At 52.6% G+C, this 17474-nt stretch carries 14 protein-coding genes and 1 riboswitch; of the genes, 3 read left to right on the forward strand and 11 right to left on the reverse strand.

What is annotated here, in order from left to right:
• Positions 1-62: 62 nt before the first annotated feature.
• Both araA and araB read right to left on the reverse strand, forming a co-directional pair.
• Entirely contained in the window at positions 63-1565 is a 1503-nt protein-coding gene (araA, locus tag A31E_RS00740; RefSeq protein ID WP_000151713.1) for an L-arabinose isomerase, read from the reverse strand.
• Between the two features lie 10 nt (positions 1566-1575).
• On the reverse strand, positions 1576-3276 hold the full coding sequence (araB, locus tag A31E_RS00735; protein WP_000951828.1) for a ribulokinase: 1701 nt from the start codon (positions 3274-3276) through the stop codon (positions 1576-1578).
• Positions 3277-3614: 338 nt separating this feature from the next.
• On the opposite strand from araB, the gene araC reads away from it, so the two are divergent.
• Both araC and A31E_RS00725 read left to right on the forward strand, forming a co-directional pair.
• Positions 3615-4493, forward strand: a complete 879-nt coding sequence (gene araC / locus A31E_RS00730) for an arabinose operon transcriptional regulator AraC (RefSeq protein ID WP_016249603.1) — start codon at positions 3615-3617, stop codon at positions 4491-4493.
• A gap of 85 nt (positions 4494-4578) precedes the next feature.
• Positions 4579-5343, forward strand: a complete 765-nt coding sequence (locus tag A31E_RS00725) for a DedA family protein (RefSeq protein WP_016249604.1) — start codon at positions 4579-4581, stop codon at positions 5341-5343.
• Positions 5344-5454: 111 nt separating this feature from the next.
• Here the strand turns inward: A31E_RS00725 and thiQ are convergent, their stop codons facing one another.
• The 9 genes from thiQ to leuL all read right to left on the reverse strand — a co-directional run bounded on the left by thiQ (position 5455) and on the right by leuL (position 15733).
• Positions 5455-6153 (reverse strand): thiamine ABC transporter ATP-binding protein ThiQ, encoded by a 699-nt coding sequence (gene thiQ / locus A31E_RS00720; RefSeq protein WP_000945249.1) that lies wholly within the window; start codon positions 6151-6153, stop codon positions 5455-5457.
• Entirely contained in the window at positions 6137-7747 is a 1611-nt protein-coding gene (gene thiP, locus A31E_RS00715; protein ID WP_016249605.1) for a thiamine/thiamine pyrophosphate ABC transporter permease ThiP, read from the reverse strand. The genes thiQ and thiP overlap by 17 nt, the downstream gene beginning before the upstream one ends.
• Positions 7723-8706 (reverse strand): thiamine ABC transporter substrate binding subunit, encoded by a 984-nt coding sequence (gene thiB / locus A31E_RS00710; protein WP_001517735.1) that lies wholly within the window; start codon positions 8704-8706, stop codon positions 7723-7725. The genes thiP and thiB overlap by 25 nt, the downstream gene beginning before the upstream one ends.
• Positions 8707-8736: 30 nt before the next feature.
• Positions 8737-8836: riboswitch (TPP riboswitch) on the reverse strand.
• A 33-nt stretch (positions 8837-8869) separates the two neighbouring features.
• A complete protein-coding gene (gene sgrR, locus A31E_RS00705) occupies positions 8870-10525 on the reverse strand; it encodes a DNA-binding transcriptional regulator SgrR (RefSeq protein WP_001517736.1) in 1656 nt (551 codons plus the stop codon).
• Positions 10526-10873: 348 nt separating this feature from the next.
• The gene (gene leuD / locus A31E_RS00700; protein WP_001517737.1) at positions 10874-11479 is read right to left on the reverse strand and encodes a 3-isopropylmalate dehydratase small subunit; all 606 of its coding nucleotides are present in this window, start codon (positions 11477-11479) and stop codon (positions 10874-10876) included.
• A 10-nt stretch (positions 11480-11489) separates the two neighbouring features.
• Positions 11490-12890 carry a 3-isopropylmalate dehydratase large subunit gene (gene leuC / locus A31E_RS00695; protein ID WP_001140679.1) on the reverse strand — a complete coding sequence of 467 codons (1401 nt, stop codon included), beginning with the start codon at positions 12888-12890 and terminating at the stop codon, positions 11490-11492.
• A 2-nt stretch (positions 12891-12892) separates the two neighbouring features.
• Positions 12893-13984: a 3-isopropylmalate dehydrogenase gene (gene leuB, locus A31E_RS00690; RefSeq protein ID WP_000042367.1), complete on the reverse strand. Its 1092-nt coding sequence runs from the start codon at positions 13982-13984 to the stop codon at positions 12893-12895.
• The gene (gene leuA / locus A31E_RS00685) at positions 13984-15555 is read right to left on the reverse strand and encodes a 2-isopropylmalate synthase (RefSeq protein WP_016249606.1); all 1572 of its coding nucleotides are present in this window, start codon (positions 15553-15555) and stop codon (positions 13984-13986) included. The genes leuB and leuA overlap by 1 nt, the downstream gene beginning before the upstream one ends.
• 91 nt (positions 15556-15646) lie before the next feature.
• Entirely contained in the window at positions 15647-15733 is an 87-nt protein-coding gene (leuL, locus tag A31E_RS0123445; protein WP_010378126.1) for a leu operon leader peptide, read from the reverse strand.
• Positions 15734-16391: 658 nt separating this feature from the next.
• On the opposite strand from leuL, the gene leuO reads away from it, so the two are divergent.
• Positions 16392-17345, forward strand: a complete 954-nt coding sequence (leuO, locus tag A31E_RS00680) for a transcriptional regulator LeuO (RefSeq protein ID WP_001517740.1) — start codon at positions 16392-16394, stop codon at positions 17343-17345.
• Positions 17346-17474: the final 129 nt, after the last annotated feature.

Raw genomic sequence — 17474 nt, forward strand, 5'->3', positions numbered from 1 at the left:
AATCGCAGGCCTGATAAGACGCGCCAGCGTTGCATCAGGCGCTGCTTACCTGATGCCGCTAATTAGTGACGAAATCCGTAATACACTTCGTTCCAGCGCAGCGCGTCTTTAAACGCAGGCAGGCGGGTGTCGTTATCAATCACCGTGATTTCAATGTCGTGCATCTCGGCAAACTGGCGCATATCGTTCAGGTTCAGCGCATGACTGAAGACGGTATGGTGTGCGCCACCAGCGAGGATCCACGCTTCGGAAGCGGTTGGCAGATCCGGCTGCGCTTTCCACAGTGCATTCGCCACCGGCAGTTTCGGCAGGGAGTGCGGCGTTTTCACCGTATCGATGCAATTAACCAGCAGACGATAACGATCACCGAGATCAATCAGGCTGGCGACGATGGCCGGGCCAGTTTGAGTGTTGAAGATCAGCCGGGCAGGATCATCTTTACCGCCAATACCAAGGTGCTGAACGTCGAGGATCGGTTTCTCTTCCGCCGCGATCGACGGACAGACTTCCAGCATGTGGGAGCCGAGCACCAGGTCATTACCTTTCTCGAAATGATAGGTATAGTCCTCCATAAAGGAGGTGCCGCCCTGCAGACCGGTTGACATCACCTTCATGATGCGAAGCAGGGCGGCAGTTTTCCAGTCGCCTTCGCCCGCAAAGCCATAGCCCTGTTGCATCAGACGTTGTACGGCGAGACCAGGGAGTTGTTTCAGACCGTGCAGATCTTCAAAGGTGGTAGTGAACGCGTGGAAGCCACCTTGTTCCAGGAAACGCTTCATTCCCAGCTCAATCCGTGCCGCTTCCAGCACGTTCTGCCGTTTTTCACCGTGGATCTGTGTGGCAGGTGTCATGGTGTAGCTGCTTTCGTACTCATCAACCAGCGCGTTGACATCGCCATCGCTGATCGAGTTCACCACCTGCACCAGGTCGCCAACTGCCCAGGTATTAACGGAGAAACCGAACTTGATCTGCGCGGCAACTTTATCGCCGTCAGTGACCGCCACTTCACGCATATTGTCGCCAAAGCGGCAGACTTTCAGATGACGGGTATCCTGTTTAGACACAGCCTGGCGCATCCAGGAGCCGATACGTTCATGAGCTTGTTTATCCTGCCAGTGACCGGTGACCACGGCATGTTGCTGGCGCATACGAGCGCCGATGAAGCCGAACTCGCGGCCGCCGTGTGCGGTCTGGTTCAGGTTCATAAAGTCCATATCGATGCTGTCCCACGGTAATGCAGCGTTAAACTGGGTGTGGAATTGCAGCAGTGGTTTGTTGAGGATGGTCAATCCGTTGATCCACATTTTGGCCGGGGAGAAAGTGTGCAGCCACACCACCAGACCCGCGCAACGATCGTCATAATTGGCGTCACGGCAAATCGCGGTGATTTCATCCGGCGTGGTGCCCAGTGGTTTCAGCACCAGTTTACAGGGCAGTTTTGCTTCCGTATTCAGCGCCTTAACGACGTGCTCGGCATGTTGGGTGACCTGACGCAGGGTTTCCGGGCCATACAGATGCTGGCTGCCAATGACAAACCACACTTCATAATTATCAAAAATCGTCATTATCGTGTCCTTATAGAGTCGGAACGGCCTGGGCAGCCTGTGCCGGGGCAGAAGTTGGAAGGTAGTGTTGTTCGGCGCTCATCGCCCACTGCTGATAGCGGCGATAAAGCTGTTCAAAGTGTTGTGCCTGTTCGCTGCGCGGTTGCAGCGTTTTCTCGACCGCGCTGGCCATTTTTTGTTGTGCTGATGGGATATCTGAGTGCACTTTTGCAGCAACGGCGGCGAAAATCGCTGCGCCGAGCGCGCAGCACTGGTCAGAAGCGACAATTTGTAGCGGGCGATTCAGCACGTCGCAGCAGGCCTGCATAATGACCTGGTTTTTGCGGGCGATGCCGCCCAGCGCCATCACGTTATTGACGGCGATCCCCTGCCCGGTGAAGCACTCCATAATTGCGCGCGCGCCAAAGGCGGTAGCGGCAATCAAACCGCCAAACAGCAGAGGAGCATCGGTAGCGAGGTTCAGATCGGTAATCACCCCTTTCAGGCGTTGGTTAGCGTTTGGCGTGCGGCGACCGTTAAACCAGTCGAGTACCACCGGCAGGTGATCCAGAGACGGATTTTTGGCCCACGCCTCGGTCAGCGCAGGTAACAGTTGTTTTTGGCTGGCGTTGATTTGTTCTTTCAGTTCCGGATGCCGGGCGGCAAGTTGTTCCAGCGGCCAGCCGAGTACGCGACCAAACCAGGCGTAGATATCACCAAATGCTGACTGACCGGCCTCCAGGCCGATAAACCCAGGCACTACACTGCCATCAACCTGACCGCAAATACCTTTCACTGCGCGCTCGCCAACGCTGTGTTTGTCGGCAATGAGAATGTCGCAGGTAGAAGTACCGATCACTTTTACCAGTGCGTTAGGCTGTGCGCCCGCGCCGACCGCGCCCATATGGCAGTCAAACGCGCCACCAGAAATCACTACGCTTTCAGGCAGACCGAGACGCTGCGCCCATTCCGGGCATAAAGTGCCAACTGGAATATCGGCAGTCCAGGTGTCAGTAAACAGCGGGGAGGGCAAATGTCGATTGAGGAGCGGGTCCAACTCATCAAAGAAACTGGCTGGTGGAAGACCGCCCCAGCTTTCATGCCACAGTGATTTGTGTCCGGCGCTGCAACGCCCGCGACGGATATCTTGCGGGCGAGTGGTGCCAGAGAGCAGGGCTGGCACCCAGTCACATAGCTCAATCCACGACGCGGCTGATTGCGCCACGGCGCTGTCCTGGCGGGTAACGTGGAGTATTTTCGCCCAGAACCATTCGCTGGAATAAATACCGCCAATATAACGAGAATAGTCAACTTTGCCGGGTGCGTGACACAAGCGGGTGATCTCTTCCGCTTCTTCAACCGCTGTGTGGTCTTTCCACAAGACGAACATCGCGTTCGGGTTTTCAGCAAACTCCGGGCGTAGCGCCAGCACGTTGCCGTCGGCGTCGATTGGTGCAGGCGTGGAGCCCGTGCTATCCACACCAATGCCGACCACATCCGCGCGTTGTTCGGCGTTAAGCTCTGCAAGCACAGTTTTTAGCGCCGCTTCCATTGACTCAATGTAGTCACGTGGATGATGACGGAACTGGTTATTTGGGGCATCACAAAATTGCCCTTCCTGCCAACGGGGATACCACTCTACGCTGGTGGCGATCTCTTCACCGGTGGCGCAGTCCACCGCCAAAGCTCGCACAGAATCACTGCCAAAATCGAGGCCAATTGCAATCGCCATCGTTTCACTCCATCCAAAAAAACGGGTATGGAGAAACAGTAGAGAGTTGCGATAAAAACAGTCAGGCAGTATTCGCTAATCTTATGGATAAAAATGCTATGGCATAGCAAAGTGTGACGCCGTGCAAATAATCAATGTGGACTTTTCTGCCGTCATTATAGACACTTTTGTTACGCGTTTTTGTCATGGCTTTCGGCCCCCTTTGTTACAAAATGCTTTTCACAAGCGGGGTTGCCGGTTGGATTAGCGAGAAGAGCCAGTAAAAGACGCAGTGACGGTAATGTCTGATGCAATATGGACAATTGGTTTCTTCTCTGAACGGCGGGAGTATGAAAAGTATGGCTGAAGCGCAAAATGATCCCTTGCTGCCGGGTTACTCGTTTAACGCCCATCTGGTGGCGGGTTTAACACCGATTGAGGCCAACGGTTATCTCGATTTTTTTATCGACCGACCGCTGGGAATGAAAGGCTATATTCTCAATCTCACCATTCGTGGACAGGGTGTGGTGAAAAATCAGGGACGAGAATTTGTTTGCCGACCGGGGGATATTTTGTTGTTCCCGCCGGGAGAAATTCATCACTACGGTCGTCATCCGGAGGCTCGTGAATGGTATCACCAGTGGGTTTACTTTCGTCCTCGCGCCTACTGGCACGAATGGCTTAACTGGCCGTCGATATTTGCCAATACCGGCTTCTTTCGCCCGGACGAAGCGCACCAGCCGCATTTCAGCGAGTTGTTTGGGCAAATTATTAACGCCGGACAAGGAGAAGGGCGCTATTCGGAACTGCTGGCGATAAATCTTCTTGAGCAATTGTTACTGCGGCGGATGGAAGCGATCAATGAGTCGATGCATCCGCCAATGGATAATCGGGTACGCGAGGCTTGTCAGTACATCAGCGACCACCTGGCAGACAGCAATTTTGATATCGCCAGCGTTGCACAGCATGTCTGCCTGTCGCCGTCGCGTTTGTCGCATTTGTTCCGTCAGCAGTTAGGGATTAGCGTCTTAAGCTGGCGTGAGGATCAACGCATTAGCCAGGCGAAGCTGCTATTGAGTACAACCCGGATGCCTATCGCGACGGTCGGGCGCAATGTTGGCTTTGATGATCAACTCTATTTCTCGCGGGTATTTAAAAAATATACTGGGGCCAGCCCAAGCGAGTTCCGTGCTGGTTGTGAAAAAAAAGTGAATGATGTAGCTGTCAGGTTGTCATAACTGGTAACGAATCAGAGAATTGACGGCTTGACGGAGTAGCATTGGGTTTGCAGAATCCCTGCTTCGTCCATTTGACAGGCACATTATGCAAGCATTGCTGGAACACTTTATTACCCAATCCACCGTTTATTCGCTGATGGCGGTGGTATTGGTGGCTTTTCTGGAGTCGCTGGCGCTGGTCGGTTTGATTTTGCCCGGTACGGTACTGATGGCGGGGCTGGGAGCGCTGATTGGCAGCGGCGAGTTAAGTTTCTGGCACGCCTGGCTGGCGGGGATTGTTGGCTGCCTGATGGGGGACTGGATCTCTTTCTGGCTGGGCTGGCGTTTTAAAAAGCCGCTCCATCGTTGGTCGTTTCTGAAGAAAAACAAAGCATTGCTCGATAAAACCGAACATGCGTTGCATCAACACAGCATGTTTACCATTCTGGTCGGTCGTTTTGTCGGCCCGACGCGTCCGCTGGTGCCAATGGTGGCAGGGATGTTGGATCTGCCCGTAGCAAAATTTATTACGCCAAATATTATCGGCTGCCTGCTGTGGCCACCGTTTTACTTCCTGCCGGGGATTCTGGCGGGGGCGGCGATTGATATTCCTGCCGGGATGCAGAGCGGTGAATTTAAGTGGTTATTGCTGGCAACGGCGGTGTTTTTGTGGGTTGGCGGCTGGTTGTGCTGGCGGTTATGGCGCAGTGGCAAAGTAACCGATCGCTTAAGCCATTATTTGTCGCGTGGTCATCTGCTGTGGCTGACGCCGCTAATTTCTGGCGTTGGGGTAGTGGCGCTGGTGGTGTTGATTCGCCATCCGTTGATGCCGGTGTATATCGATATTTTGCGTAAAGTGGTTGGGGTTTAGGGCATAGTCTTGTACGGGGCGCCTGATGCGACGCTTGCCGCGTCTTATCAGGCCCACAATACGCCCCCCGTAGGTCGGATAAGGCGTTCACGCCGCATCCGACAGTGCATATTAGCCTTTAATTCCCAACAGCGCCGAAGCACTCGCCTTACCGCTCAATAACTCATTTGTCTTCCCCTGCCAGGCGATGCGCCCGTCGGCAACCACCACCGAGCGCGTGGCGATCCGCGCGGCATCTTCTACGCTATGTGACACCATCAATAGCGTCATTTTTTGCTGCTGGCAGCTCGTGCTCACCAGCGTCAACATCTCCTGACGCAGCGCCGGATCGAGTGCGGAGAACGGTTCATCAAGCAATAAAATGGGCTGTTCACGTACCAGACAGCGCGCTAACGCCACGCGCTGCCGCTGGCCGCCGGAAAGCTCACCCGGTAACCGTGCCATTAAATTATCAATCCCCATCTGACGGGCGATTGCGTGCATTTTCTCCTGCTGTATTGCGTTCAACTTCAATCCCGGATTCAATCCCAGCCCGATGTTCTGCGCTACCGTCAGGTGGCTGAACAGGTTGTTCTCCTGAAACAGCATTGATACCGGACGGCGTGACGGCGGTGTCGTCGTGTGATCAATACCGTCGATAGTCAGCGAACCGCTGGCTGGCGTCAGAAAACCGGCGATCAAATTCAGCAGGGTACTTTTACCTGCGCCGCTTGGCCCGAGGATCGCCACTTGCTCGCCGCGTTCCACCGTTAAGCTAAAACGCATTGGCAAATGGTGATAAAGCCAGGTGATATCAGTCAGTCTTAACATTTCGCCCCGGTAGTTTTTCAATCATGGTAAACAGCAGAAAACAGAGCAGCAGCAGAATTAATGCGGTGACCGCGCCGTCCTGGCTGCGGTAAGAGCCAATTTGCTGGTAGAGATAAAACGGCAGGGTGCGGAAATCATCGTTACCGAACAATGCCACCACACCAAAATCACCAATCGACAGCACGCAGGCAAAAGCCAGTGCCTGCGCCAGCGGACGTTTCAGGGCGCGCAGCTCGACCACTTTTAAACGCGACCAGCCTTCAATGCCCAACGACTGACACAACATGCTGTAGCGGGCGGTGATATCGCGCATCGGGTTTTCCAGCACTTTCAGCGCGTAAGGGATCGCCATTAGCGCATTGGTGAAAATCACAATGCCGTCAGCAGATTGTGGCAGGCCAGTAGTGTTGTTGAGCAATAAAAAGAAGCCCGTTGCCAGCACAATGCCGGGCATGGCGAGGATCAGCATTCCGCTCATCTCCAGTGTCTGACCAGCCAGCATTTTCTGCCGCGCCCGCAGTTCGCGACTGCTCCACAGCAGCATCATGGTCAGCACTACGCACAATACGCCTGCCGCCAGCGCGATGCGCAATGAGGTCCACAGTGCCTGCCACAGTACCGGTTGTGCCAGCACTTCTGGTAACTGGTAATTCACGCCATCAACGATCACCGCCAGTAACGGTGGCAGCAACAACAGCAGCGCCAGCACGATCAGCACCGTATCGCAAATGCGGCTGTGCAGACGATCGTCCGGGTCGCGCCAACCGTGCAGCAGCGTAGTGCCGGGGGCGATGGCCTTACTTAATCGTTGGCTCAACAACACCAGTCCCAGACAGCACACCATCTGGATCAGCGCCAGCATTGCTGCGCGGGCGGGATCGTAGTCGTAACTCAGCGCCTGATAGATTGCCAGTTCGATAGTCGTCGCCTGTGGCCCGCCGCCCAGCGCCAGCACGGTGGCGAAGCTGGCGAAACAGAGCATAAAGATAAGCGCAGCAACCGGCGGGATTTGTCGCCGTAACCACGGCCATTCGACGAAGCGGAAAAAATGCCAGCCGCGCATCCCAAGCTGGGCGGCAAGTTGACGTTGTTCACCGGGGATGTTTTCCAGTGCCTGGAGTAATAAGCGGCTCGCCATCGGCAGATTAAAAAATACGTGCGCCAGCAAAATGCCTTGCAGGCCGTAGGGCGAAAAAGTCCACTCCAGCCCAAGCAATTGCCAGAGCGATGCCAGCCAGCCCTGGCGACCATAAACGCTAAGAATGCCGAAAACAGCGACCAGCACAGGCAGGATTAAGGTCATGGCGCACAGACGCAACAGCGCCTGCCGCCCCGGAAAGCGCCTGCGGTAGAGGGCGCGGGCGAGGAATATTGCGGGCACGACAGAGAGCAGCGCAGAGAGAAACGCCTGCCAGAAGGAGAAGCGCACCACATGCCACAGGTAGCAGTCCTGCCATATTGTTGCCCAGTCCCCCTGCGGCGCGTTCCACCACAGCGCGAGAAACGCCGCCAGTGCAACCGCCACCACCAGCATGGCGGCGCTTACACCTGGAATTAACCAGCCAGGAATTAACGGCTGACGGCGCGTTGCCATTCGCTAATCCATGCCTGACGTTGTGCCGCCACTTCGGCTGGCGTGAATTCCAGCGTGGTGGCCGGTTTGGTCAGTTGTTCAAAACCGGCAGGTAGTGCGACGTTTGCTACCGGATACATCCAGTTGCCGGTTGGGATCGCATTCTGGAAAGCCGGAGAAACCATAAACTGGAGGAATTTTTGTGCCAGCTCCGGCTGCTTGCTGGCAGCGGTGCGGGCGGCGACTTCCACTTGCAGATAGTGACCTTCGCTAAAGTTGGCGGCGGCGTAGTTATCTTTCTTCTCTTCGAGAATGTGATAAGCCGGAGAAGTGGTGTAGCTCAATACCAGATCGCTTTCGCCTTTTAAAAACAGGCCATAGGCTTCGCTCCAGCCTTTGGTGACGGTGACGGTTTTCTTCGCCAGTTTCTGCCAGGCTTGCGGGGCGTCATCGCCATAGACTTTTTGCATCCACAGCAGCAGACCCAGACCTGGCGTACTGGTGCGTGGATCTTCATAAATCACCCGCCAGTTTTGATCGCTCTCAACCAGTTCTTTCAGGCTTTGCGGCGGATTTTTCAGTTTGTTCTTGTCATAGACGAAGGCGAAGTAGCCGTAATCAAATGGTACGAAAGTGTCATTATTCCAGCCGCCGGGTACATTGATCGCATCCGCTGACACGCCGCTTTTGGTAAACAGCCCGGTTTTGCTGGCGGCATCTAACAGATTGTTATCCAGACCCAGCACCACATCGGCTTTGCTGTTTTTACCTTCCATCCGCAGACGGTTGAGCAGCGAGACGCCATCTTCCAGCGCCACCAGTTTCAGTTCGCAATGACAGTCGGCTTCAAAGGCTTTTTTGACTACCGGACCTGGCCCCCAGTCGGCAGCGAAGGAGTCGTAGGTATAGACGGTCAGAACAGGTTTCGCAAAAACGGGGGCTGTGCACAGCAACAGCAAAGGAAGACATTTTTTTAACACTTTGCACCTCAAAGAAGAGTGGCAAAGGACTTGAGAAGGAGCCTCAAATCCCTTCGCCGGCGTTATCCGGATCAGGTTCGACGGGTATTTTCTCAGCGCACGCATTTGCGTGGCACCCCGTTGAGAACGGCGTTAGTGTAGTGAGTTTGTTATCAACCAGCAATCATGGATCCGGCGGCGCAAACCACGCTGATTTAAAATCGAACCATCCAAGGGTATTCATGCGCAGGCCGCGCATACTGCGTTGCCCCTGAATGATCAGCCAGTGATGGATCAATGGCACCATCGCTTTGCTGGTCACTAACTGCTGGCACCAGTTCGCCAGGTTCATCTCGCCATTGCGCCAGCGCGCGGCATCGGCTTGCCAGTCGATCGGAATACAGTGTTGTAGCAGCGGCACTTCGCACAAATGCGCGAACAGCGAAAAATCCAGCGGCAGCGTAAAGTTGGCGCTGTTAAGCCAGATATCGCTTTCGATCTCTCCCGCATGCCACTGATCGTAGCTGATCTCGTTGATGTTAAGCGTTACCTGATGGCTCGCCAGAATTTGCTGCATGATCCTGGCAATTACCCGATGTTCAATATGATCCTGATAAAAGGTCAGGGTAAGGCTTTCCAGCCCGGCGGGTTTTTCGCAATGCGTGGGGCGGGCATGGTGCCAACGGGGGAGCAGTCCGTAGGCCGGGAACCAGAGTTGCTGGTACTGTTCTTCCGCGAAGTAGACCAGATTGCTCGGAGAAAGAACGTAGCTTACCCAGTCTCTGACTTGCTGATTCGCCCCGCGATGGGTGCGGCTGTCGAACAGTAAATAGTAGCAACCTTCTTCCAGGCGGCTTTCAATCTCTTTTTCCTCACCCTGCGGCCCTTTCAGCATTAGCCCTCCGGCTGGCTCGTCGGCAATTTCCGGCAGAACCCAGACGTTAACTTCATCGATGAGTGCCCGATAACCGAAGAAGTCATCGAATGCCTGAATTTTCAACTGATTGGCGCTGTTACGCATTACCGCATACGGACCGGTGCCGATCGGATGACTGGCAAAGTTGCTGATGGTTTCCCATTCCCGCGGCAGGATCATCGCCGGAACTTGCCCCAGTAGTAACGGCAACCAACGATCGGGCTGCGTAAGATGGATATCCAGCGTCCAGGGCGTTGGCGAAACAATTTCAGCAATGTGGGAATAGAGCGGCTGCGTATTGAGCCGTTTCAAAGAGGCGATGACATCGTCCATTTCCAGCTCACGGCCATGATGAAATTGGATACCGGGACGTAAAAAGAAACGCCAGTGAAGTGGGGAAATTTGTTGCCAGTGGTGGGCAATGTCCGCCTCCAGTTCCCCATTTTCCTCATTTATGCGGGTTAACGCGCTGAAGATTTGCCGGGCGATATGCGTTTCGGAACGGCGTAATGCGCTGCCAGGTAGCAGATTACGCAACGGACGATAGTAGAGCACGCGCAGAATGTGCCGCCCCTGGCGGAAGCTACGCCCCAGATGGGAAACCAACATTTGCCGCACAGCGGTTTTATCACCGACGAGTTGCACCAGTTGATCGATACGATCCTGTTCCAGCAGATCCTCCGCCCGCTGTTGCTGAAGCGCAAGTCCGGTGTAGAGGAAGGTCAAACGCGAGCGTTTACCGCGGCCAACCTCCGCCTCCCACGTCAGCCAGCCACGATCCTGCATGGTGTTTAGCAGGGTGCGCATATGACGGCGGGAACAGCTCAATAACTCTGCCAGTTCGTTGAGCGTCGTGTTCTGCGATTTACCCTCGCAGCATTGCCACAGTCGGATGAACTGTTGTTGCAGACGACCTGAAGGCATAAAAGGGGAACTCCTGCGCAAAAGTCAGCAATTTTATTATCCCTATATTAAGTCAATAATTCTTAACGATGAAGCAAGGAGGTATCCCATTCGTCAGTTTTATCGGCACTATTTTGCAATGACAGCAATGATGTGCTGACTGAGTTGGTTAAGCGTTCCACAACGATTAGCCATGCTTGAATAACTGATGCAGTGGGAGGGGAGTCATTCTGACTACTGATCTGCAGACATCATGTGTGACTGAGTATTGGTGTTAATCGCCACGCCAGCAGTGAATACCTGCTGGCTTTTTTCTTTTTGGCGATTGAGTGCCGGATGCGGCGTGAATGCCTTATCCGACTCATAAAACTAGCGCATAAACGCCGGTTGCTTCTCTTCATAATCAGCAATGGCATCGCCGTGCTGCAACGTCAGACCGATGCTATCGAGACCGTTCATCATGCAGTGGCGGCGGAAGGCATCGATGGTAAAACGATAAGTTTTATTCCCCGCTTTCACCTCTTGCGCTTCCAGATCCACGTCGAAGTGAATTCCCGGATTAGCCTGCACCAGTGTAAACAGCTCGTCCACTTCGGCATCGCTTAATTTCACCGGCAGCAACTGGTTGTTAAAGCTGTTGCCGTAGAAGATGTCCGCGAAACTGGGCGCAATCACCACCTTAAATCCGTAATCGGTCAGCGCCCAGGGAGCGTGCTCACGCGAGGAGCCACAGCCGAAGTTTTCCCGCGCCAGTAAAATGGAAGCACCCTGATATTGTGGGAAATTCAGCACGAAGTCCGGGTTTGGCTGTTGGCCTTTTTCATCCAGAAAACGCCAGTCGTTAAACAGATGCGCGCCAAAACCAGTGCGCGTCACTTTCTGCAAAAACTGTTTCGGGATAATGGCATCAGTGTCGACATTGGCGGCATCCAATGGAACAACCAGGCCTGTGTGTTTGATAAATTTCTCTGCCATGGTGTGCTCCTTATTTAATGTTGCGAATGTCAGCGAAATGACCGGTGACGGCAGCGGCGGCCGCCATTGCCGGGCTAACCAGATGCGTGCGCCCGCCGCGCCCCTGGCGGCCTTCAAAGTTACGGTTGCTGGTGGAGGCACAACGCTCGCCCGGATTCAGGCGATCGTTGTTCATCGCCAGACACATTGAGCAGCCAGGCAAGCGCCATTCAAAACCCGCTTCAATAAAAATTTTGTCCAGCCCTTCTGCTTCTGCCTGCGCTTTTACCGGGCCGGAGCCGGGAACGACCAGTGCCTGAACGCCTGGCGCAACTTTCCGCCCTTTGGCGATTTCCGCCGCTGCACGTAAATCTTCAATACGTGAGTTGGTGCAGGAACCGATAAACACTTTATCGATAGCGACTTCGGTCAGCGGAATACCCGGTTTCAGCCCCATATAGGCCAACGCTTTTTCTGCTGACGCGCGCTCAACCGGATCGGCAAACGAAGCGGGATCGGGAATATTGTCGTTCACGGAGATCACCTGGCCTGGGTTGGTGCCCCAGGTGACTTGCGGCGCAATCTCTTCTGCTTGCAGAGTGACAACGGTATCGAAAGTTGCACCTTCGTCGGTTTGCAGTGTTTTCCAGTAGGCGACGGCGTCGTCGAAATCTTTGCCTTTCGGCGCATGAAGACGGCCTTTGACATAGTTAAAGGTGGTTTCGTCCGGCGCAACCAGACCGGCTTTTGCGCCCATTTCGATTGCCATATTGCACAGGGTCATGCGACCTTCCATGCTTAAATCACGGATTGCTTCACCGCAAAACTCCACCACATGCCCGGTGCCGCCTGCACTGCCGGTTTTACCGATAATTGCCAGCACGATATCTTTCGCAGTAATTCCTGGTGCGGCTTTACCCTGGACTTCAATTTTCATGGTCTTCGCACGACCCTGCTTCAGGGTTTGCGTTGCCAGCACGTGTTCAACTTCGGAAGTACCGATGCCAAACGCCAGTGCGCCAAACGCGCCGTGGGTGGCGGTATGCGAGTCGCCGCAAACAATGGTCATTCCCGGTAAGGTGACGCCTTGTTCTGGCCCCATCACGTGGACAATTCCCTGATACGGGTGATTCAGGTCATACAGCTCGACGCCAAAATCTTTGCAGTTTTTGATCAGCTCCTGCATCTGGATGCGCGCCATTTCTCCGCAGGCATTAATGTCTTTGGTCTGGGTCGAGACGTTGTGGTCCATAGTGGCGAAAGTTTTACCTGGCTGACGTACCGGGCGTCCGTGGGTGCGCAGACCATCAAACGCCTGCGGTGACGTCACTTCATGCACCAGATGGCGGTCGATATATAACAGCGGGGTTTCGTTTTCAGCTTCGTAAACTACATGAGCGTCGAACAATTTTTCGTATAACGTCTTAGCCATAATTACACCCCTTCTGCCACATAGCGGGCAATGATATCGCCCATTTCATCGGTACTTACGGCGGCAGCGCCACGGGCCAAATCTCCGGTGCGAATGCCTTCTTCTAATGCGCGGTTAATGGCGCGTTCAATAGCGGAAGCCGCATCATCGGCATCCAGGCTGTAGCGCAACAGCAGCGCCAGCGACAGAATTTGCGCAATTGGGTTAGCGATGTTTTTGCCTGCGATATCCGGCGCAGAGCCGCCTGCCGGTTCATACAGACCAAAACCTTGTTCGTTCAGGCTGGCGGAAGGCAACATCCCCATCGAACCGGTAATCATCGCGCATTCGTCAGAAAGAATGTCACCAAACAGGTTGGAGCACAGCAGCACGTCAAATTGCGACGGATCTTTAATCAACTGCATGGTGGCGTTGTCGATGTACATATGTGCCAGTTCAACATCCGGATATTCAATGGCGATCTCGTTAACGATCTCCCGCCATAAAATAGAGGATTGCAGCACGTTGGCTTTGTCGATTGACGTGACTTTGCGGCGACGTTTGCGGGCAGATTCAAACGCGATGCGGGCAATGCGCTCGATCTCAAAACGGTGATATACCTCGGTATCAAACGCTTTTTCATACTGACCGCTACCTTCACGGCCTTTCGGTTGACCGAAATAGATGCCGCCGGTTAACTCACGCACGCACAGGATGTCGAAGCCGTTAGCAGCAATATCAGCACGCAGCGGACAGAATGCTTCCAGCCCCTGATACAGTTTTGCCGGGCGCAGATTGCTGAATAATTTGAAATGTTTACGCAGAGGTAACAGCGCGCCGCGTTCTGGTTGTTGGTCTGGCGGCAAATGCTCCCACTTCGGGCCACCTACCGAGCCAAACAGTACGGCATCGGCTTGTTCACAGCCTTCAACCGTCGCTGGCGGCAACGGCTGCCCGTGGTTATCAATGGCTGCGCCGCCAACATCATAATGGCTGGTGGTGATACGCATCGCAAAGCGGTTACGCACGGCATCCAGTACTTTCAGGGCCTGGGTCATGACTTCCGGCCCGATCCCATCCCCAGGTAAAACAGCAATATGGTAATTCTTCGACATCACACGGTTTCCTTGTTGTTTTCGTTGTGTTGAGCTTTGCGTTGTAACTCTTTTTCGACTTCTGCGGCGCGCCAGATATTGTTCAGCACGTGCACCATTGCTTTGGCGGAGGACTCGACAATATCGGTGGCCAGGCCGACGCCGTGGAAGCGGCGACCGTTGTAGTTAGCGACGATATCCACCTGACCCAGCGCATCTTTACCGTGGCCTTTGGCGGTCAGGCTGTATTTCACCAGTTCGACGTTGTAGTCAGTGATACGGTTAATCGCCTGGTAGACGGCATCGACCGGGCCATTACCGTTGGCGGCTTCCGCTTTGACTTCCCCGCCACAGGCCAGTTTGACGGCGGCAGTGGCGATATCGTTAGAACCCGACTGCACACTGAAGTAATCCAGACGGAAGTGTTCCGGTTCTTCTTGCTGTTTACCAATAAAGGCCAGAGCCTCCAGGTCGTAATCAAATACCTGGCCTTTTTTATCTGCCAGTTTCAGGAAAGCGTCGTACAGATTGTCTAAATTATATTCACTTTCTTTATATCCCATCTCATCCATGCGGTGTTTTACTGCCGCACGACCAGAACGAGAGGTCAGATTTAACTGGATTTGGTTCAGACCAATAGATTCTGGTGTCATGATTTCGTAGTTTTCGCGATTTTTCAGCACGCCATCCTGATGAATACCGGAGGAGTGTGCGAACGCGCCGCTGCCAACAATGGCTTTGTTTGCCGGGATCGGCATATTGCAAATCTGGCTAACTAACTGACTGGTGCGCCATATCTCCTGGTGATTAATGGCGGTGTGGACGTTGAGAATATCCTTACGCACTTTGATCGCCATGATCACTTCTTCCAGCGAACAGTTACCCGCGCGTTCACCGATCCCGTTCATCGCACCTTCTACCTGCCGTGCTCCGGCATGTACCGCCGCCAGCGAGTTGCCGACCGCCAGGCCTAAATCATCGTGAGTGTGTACGGAAATAATGGCTTTATCGATGTTTGGTACGCGTTCATACAGACCGCTGATGATTCCGGCGAACTCAAATGGCATGGTATAGCCCACGGTGTCCGGGATGTTGATGGTAGTGGCACCGGCGTTAATTGCTGCTTCGACCACTCGCGCCAGATCGGCAATCGGTGTGCGTCCGGCGTCTTCGCAAGAAAATTCAACATCATCGGTGTAATTGCGTGCACGTTTCACCATATAGATGGCGCGTTCGATCACCTCATCCAGCGTGCTGCGCAGCTTGGTGGCAATGTGCATTGGGGAGGTGGCAATAAAGGTATGAATACGGAAGGCTTCGGCAACTTTCAGGGATTCTGCCGCCACGTCGATATCTTTTTCCACGCAACGGGCTAACGCACAAACGCGGCTATTTTTGACCTGGCGAGCAATGGTTTGCACCGATTCGAAATCGCCCGGAGAAGAGACGGGGAAACCGACTTCCATCACGTCAACCCCCATTCGCTCAAGGCCCAGCGCAATTTGCAGTTTTTCTTTCGCACTCAAGCTTGCCTGTAACGCCTGTTCACCGTCGCGCAATGTGGTATCGAAAATAATGACTTGCTGGCTCATAGTTTGGATCCTTGTCTCTTTTAGGGCGCTTCGCTTCGGGCATAAAAAAACCCGCGCAATGCGCGGGTTTTTTGTCTGACTGCGTGCTGGCTTAATGCTGGATGCCGCTCACTCGTCTACCGCGCAAAGAAGATGCGTTTAGTAGTAGTAGACCGTTAAAGCGAACGATGTGAGTCATTAAATCAGCTCCGGATGAATGCGATATGCTTTTAGAGTTACTGGATACAAAAACGGATGTCAACCCTGATGCAACAAAAACGGTTCACCAGCGAGAGTTCTGTATGCGTCAAATTAGCTAATTGTGCTGCAAGAGTAAAAACAGTCGATATTAATTTCTGTTTAACCGCTCATACTTTTCATTGGTAGACATACTTCAGAATAATTTATTGCATTTAATCAACGAGGTAAGAAAGAGTAAAACTTGCTCGCTACCGCAACTATCCTGATGATTTGTATTGAATTATATGCTGTACGAATGTTTTTATATTGATTTAGTGAATATTATTGATCGATTAATGTTAAGGATTAATATATTAAACGCATAAAATAAGCATTAAATTAGCACAATTAATCCATTTTTTAGATGATTGAGTATTCGCGGTGGTTATGATTAGAATGTTTTCGCAACAAAAACATTATGGATTATTAAGCTGTGATGAATGACTCTTCGCACGGCAATGGATTCTGTTTTTATCAGAACCCTTATCTTTATGTTTTCCTAATTTTACTCATTTTCCTTCTTCTTATTTTATATGCATGGTAAATCATATTTTTCAGGATTATTTCTCTGCATTCCAATAAGGGAAAGGGAGTTAAGTGTGACAGTGGAGTTAAGTATGTCAGAGGTAAAAACAGATCATCCAGAGATTGCGGAGATTGTGGAGTTAAGCAAGCCACAGTTGCGTATGGTCGATTTAAACTTATTAACCGTTTTCGATGCTGTGATGCAGGAGCAGAATATTACTCGTGCCGCGCATGTTCTGGGAATGTCGCAACCTGCGGTCAGTAATGCTGTTGCACGCCTGAAGGTGATGTTTAATGATGAGTTGTTTGTTCGTTATGGTCGTGGCATCCAACCGACTGCCCGCGCATTTCAGCTTTTTGGCTCTGTGCGTCAGGCGCTGCAATTAGTACAAAACGAGTTACCGGGTTCAGGGTTTGAGCCTTCCAGCAGCGAGCGCGTATTCCATCTCTGCGTTTGCAGCCCGTTAGATAGCATTCTGACCTCGCAGATTTATAATCACATTGAGCAAATTGCGCCAAATATTCATGTGATATTCAAGTCTTCATTAAATCAGAACACCGAACATCAACTCCGTTATCAGGAAACAGAGTTCGTTATTAGTTATGAAGACTTCCATCGTCCTGAATTTACCAGCGTTCCATTATTTAAAGATGAAATGGTACTGGTAGCCAGTAAGAAGCATCCGACGATTAACGGCCCATTACTGAAACATGATGTTTATAACGAACAACATGCGGCAGTTTCGCTCGACCGTTTCGCGTCGTTTAGTCAACCGTGGTACGACACAGTAGATAAACAAGCCAGTATCGCTTATCAGGGAATGGCAATGATGAGCGTCCTTAGCGTGGTGTCACAAACGCATCTTGTCGCTATTGCGCCTCGTTGGCTGGCTGAGGAGTTTGCTGAATCCTTAGAATTGCAGATATTACCGCTGCCATTAAAACAAAATAGCAGAACCTGTTACCTCTCCTGGCATGAGGCAGCCGGGCGTGATAAAGGTCATCAATGGATGGAAGAGCAATTAGTCTCTATTTGTAAACGTTAAGCAGAGGCAGAGTAAATCAGGTGTGCATCTCTGGTTTATTCTGCATTTTTTATTCAATGTAGAATTTTATTCTGAATGCATGTTCACCCTGATATTAGAAATAATAAAAAAATAGAGAAATTGCTGTAA

This window comes from Escherichia sp. KTE159 (assembly GCF_000408805.1).
GTDB classification, from domain to species: domain Bacteria; phylum Pseudomonadota; class Gammaproteobacteria; order Enterobacterales; family Enterobacteriaceae; genus Escherichia; species Escherichia marmotae.

Excerpts from the sequence above, each read along its gene's own strand:
- araA (WP_000151713.1), bottom strand. The coding sequence starts at position 1,565 with ATGACGATTTTTGATAATTATGAAGTGTGGTTTGTCATTGGCAGCCAG.
- araB (WP_000951828.1), bottom strand. The coding sequence starts at position 3,276 with ATGGCGATTGCAATTGGCCTCGATTTTGGCAGTGATTCTGTGCGAGCT.
- araC (WP_016249603.1), top strand. The coding sequence starts at position 3,615 with ATGGCTGAAGCGCAAAATGATCCCTTGCTGCCGGGTTACTCGTTTAAC.
- A31E_RS00725 (WP_016249604.1), top strand. The coding sequence starts at position 4,579 with ATGCAAGCATTGCTGGAACACTTTATTACCCAATCCACCGTTTATTCG.
- thiQ (WP_000945249.1), bottom strand. The coding sequence starts at position 6,153 with ATGTTAAGACTGACTGATATCACCTGGCTTTATCACCATTTGCCAATG.
- thiP (WP_016249605.1), bottom strand. The coding sequence starts at position 7,747 with ATGGCAACGCGCCGTCAGCCGTTAATTCCTGGCTGGTTAATTCCAGGT.
- sgrR (WP_001517736.1), bottom strand. The coding sequence starts at position 10,525 with ATGCCTTCAGGTCGTCTGCAACAACAGTTCATCCGACTGTGGCAATGC.
- leuD (WP_001517737.1), bottom strand. The coding sequence starts at position 11,479 with ATGGCAGAGAAATTTATCAAACACACAGGCCTGGTTGTTCCATTGGAT.
- leuC (WP_001140679.1), bottom strand. The coding sequence starts at position 12,890 with ATGGCTAAGACGTTATACGAAAAATTGTTCGACGCTCATGTAGTTTAC.
- leuB (WP_000042367.1), bottom strand. The coding sequence starts at position 13,984 with ATGTCGAAGAATTACCATATTGCTGTTTTACCTGGGGATGGGATCGGG.
- leuA (WP_016249606.1), bottom strand. The coding sequence starts at position 15,555 with ATGAGCCAGCAAGTCATTATTTTCGATACCACATTGCGCGACGGTGAA.
- leuL (WP_010378126.1), bottom strand. The coding sequence starts at position 15,733 with ATGACTCACATCGTTCGCTTTAACGGTCTACTACTACTAAACGCATCT.
- leuO (WP_001517740.1), top strand. The coding sequence starts at position 16,392 with ATGTCAGAGGTAAAAACAGATCATCCAGAGATTGCGGAGATTGTGGAG.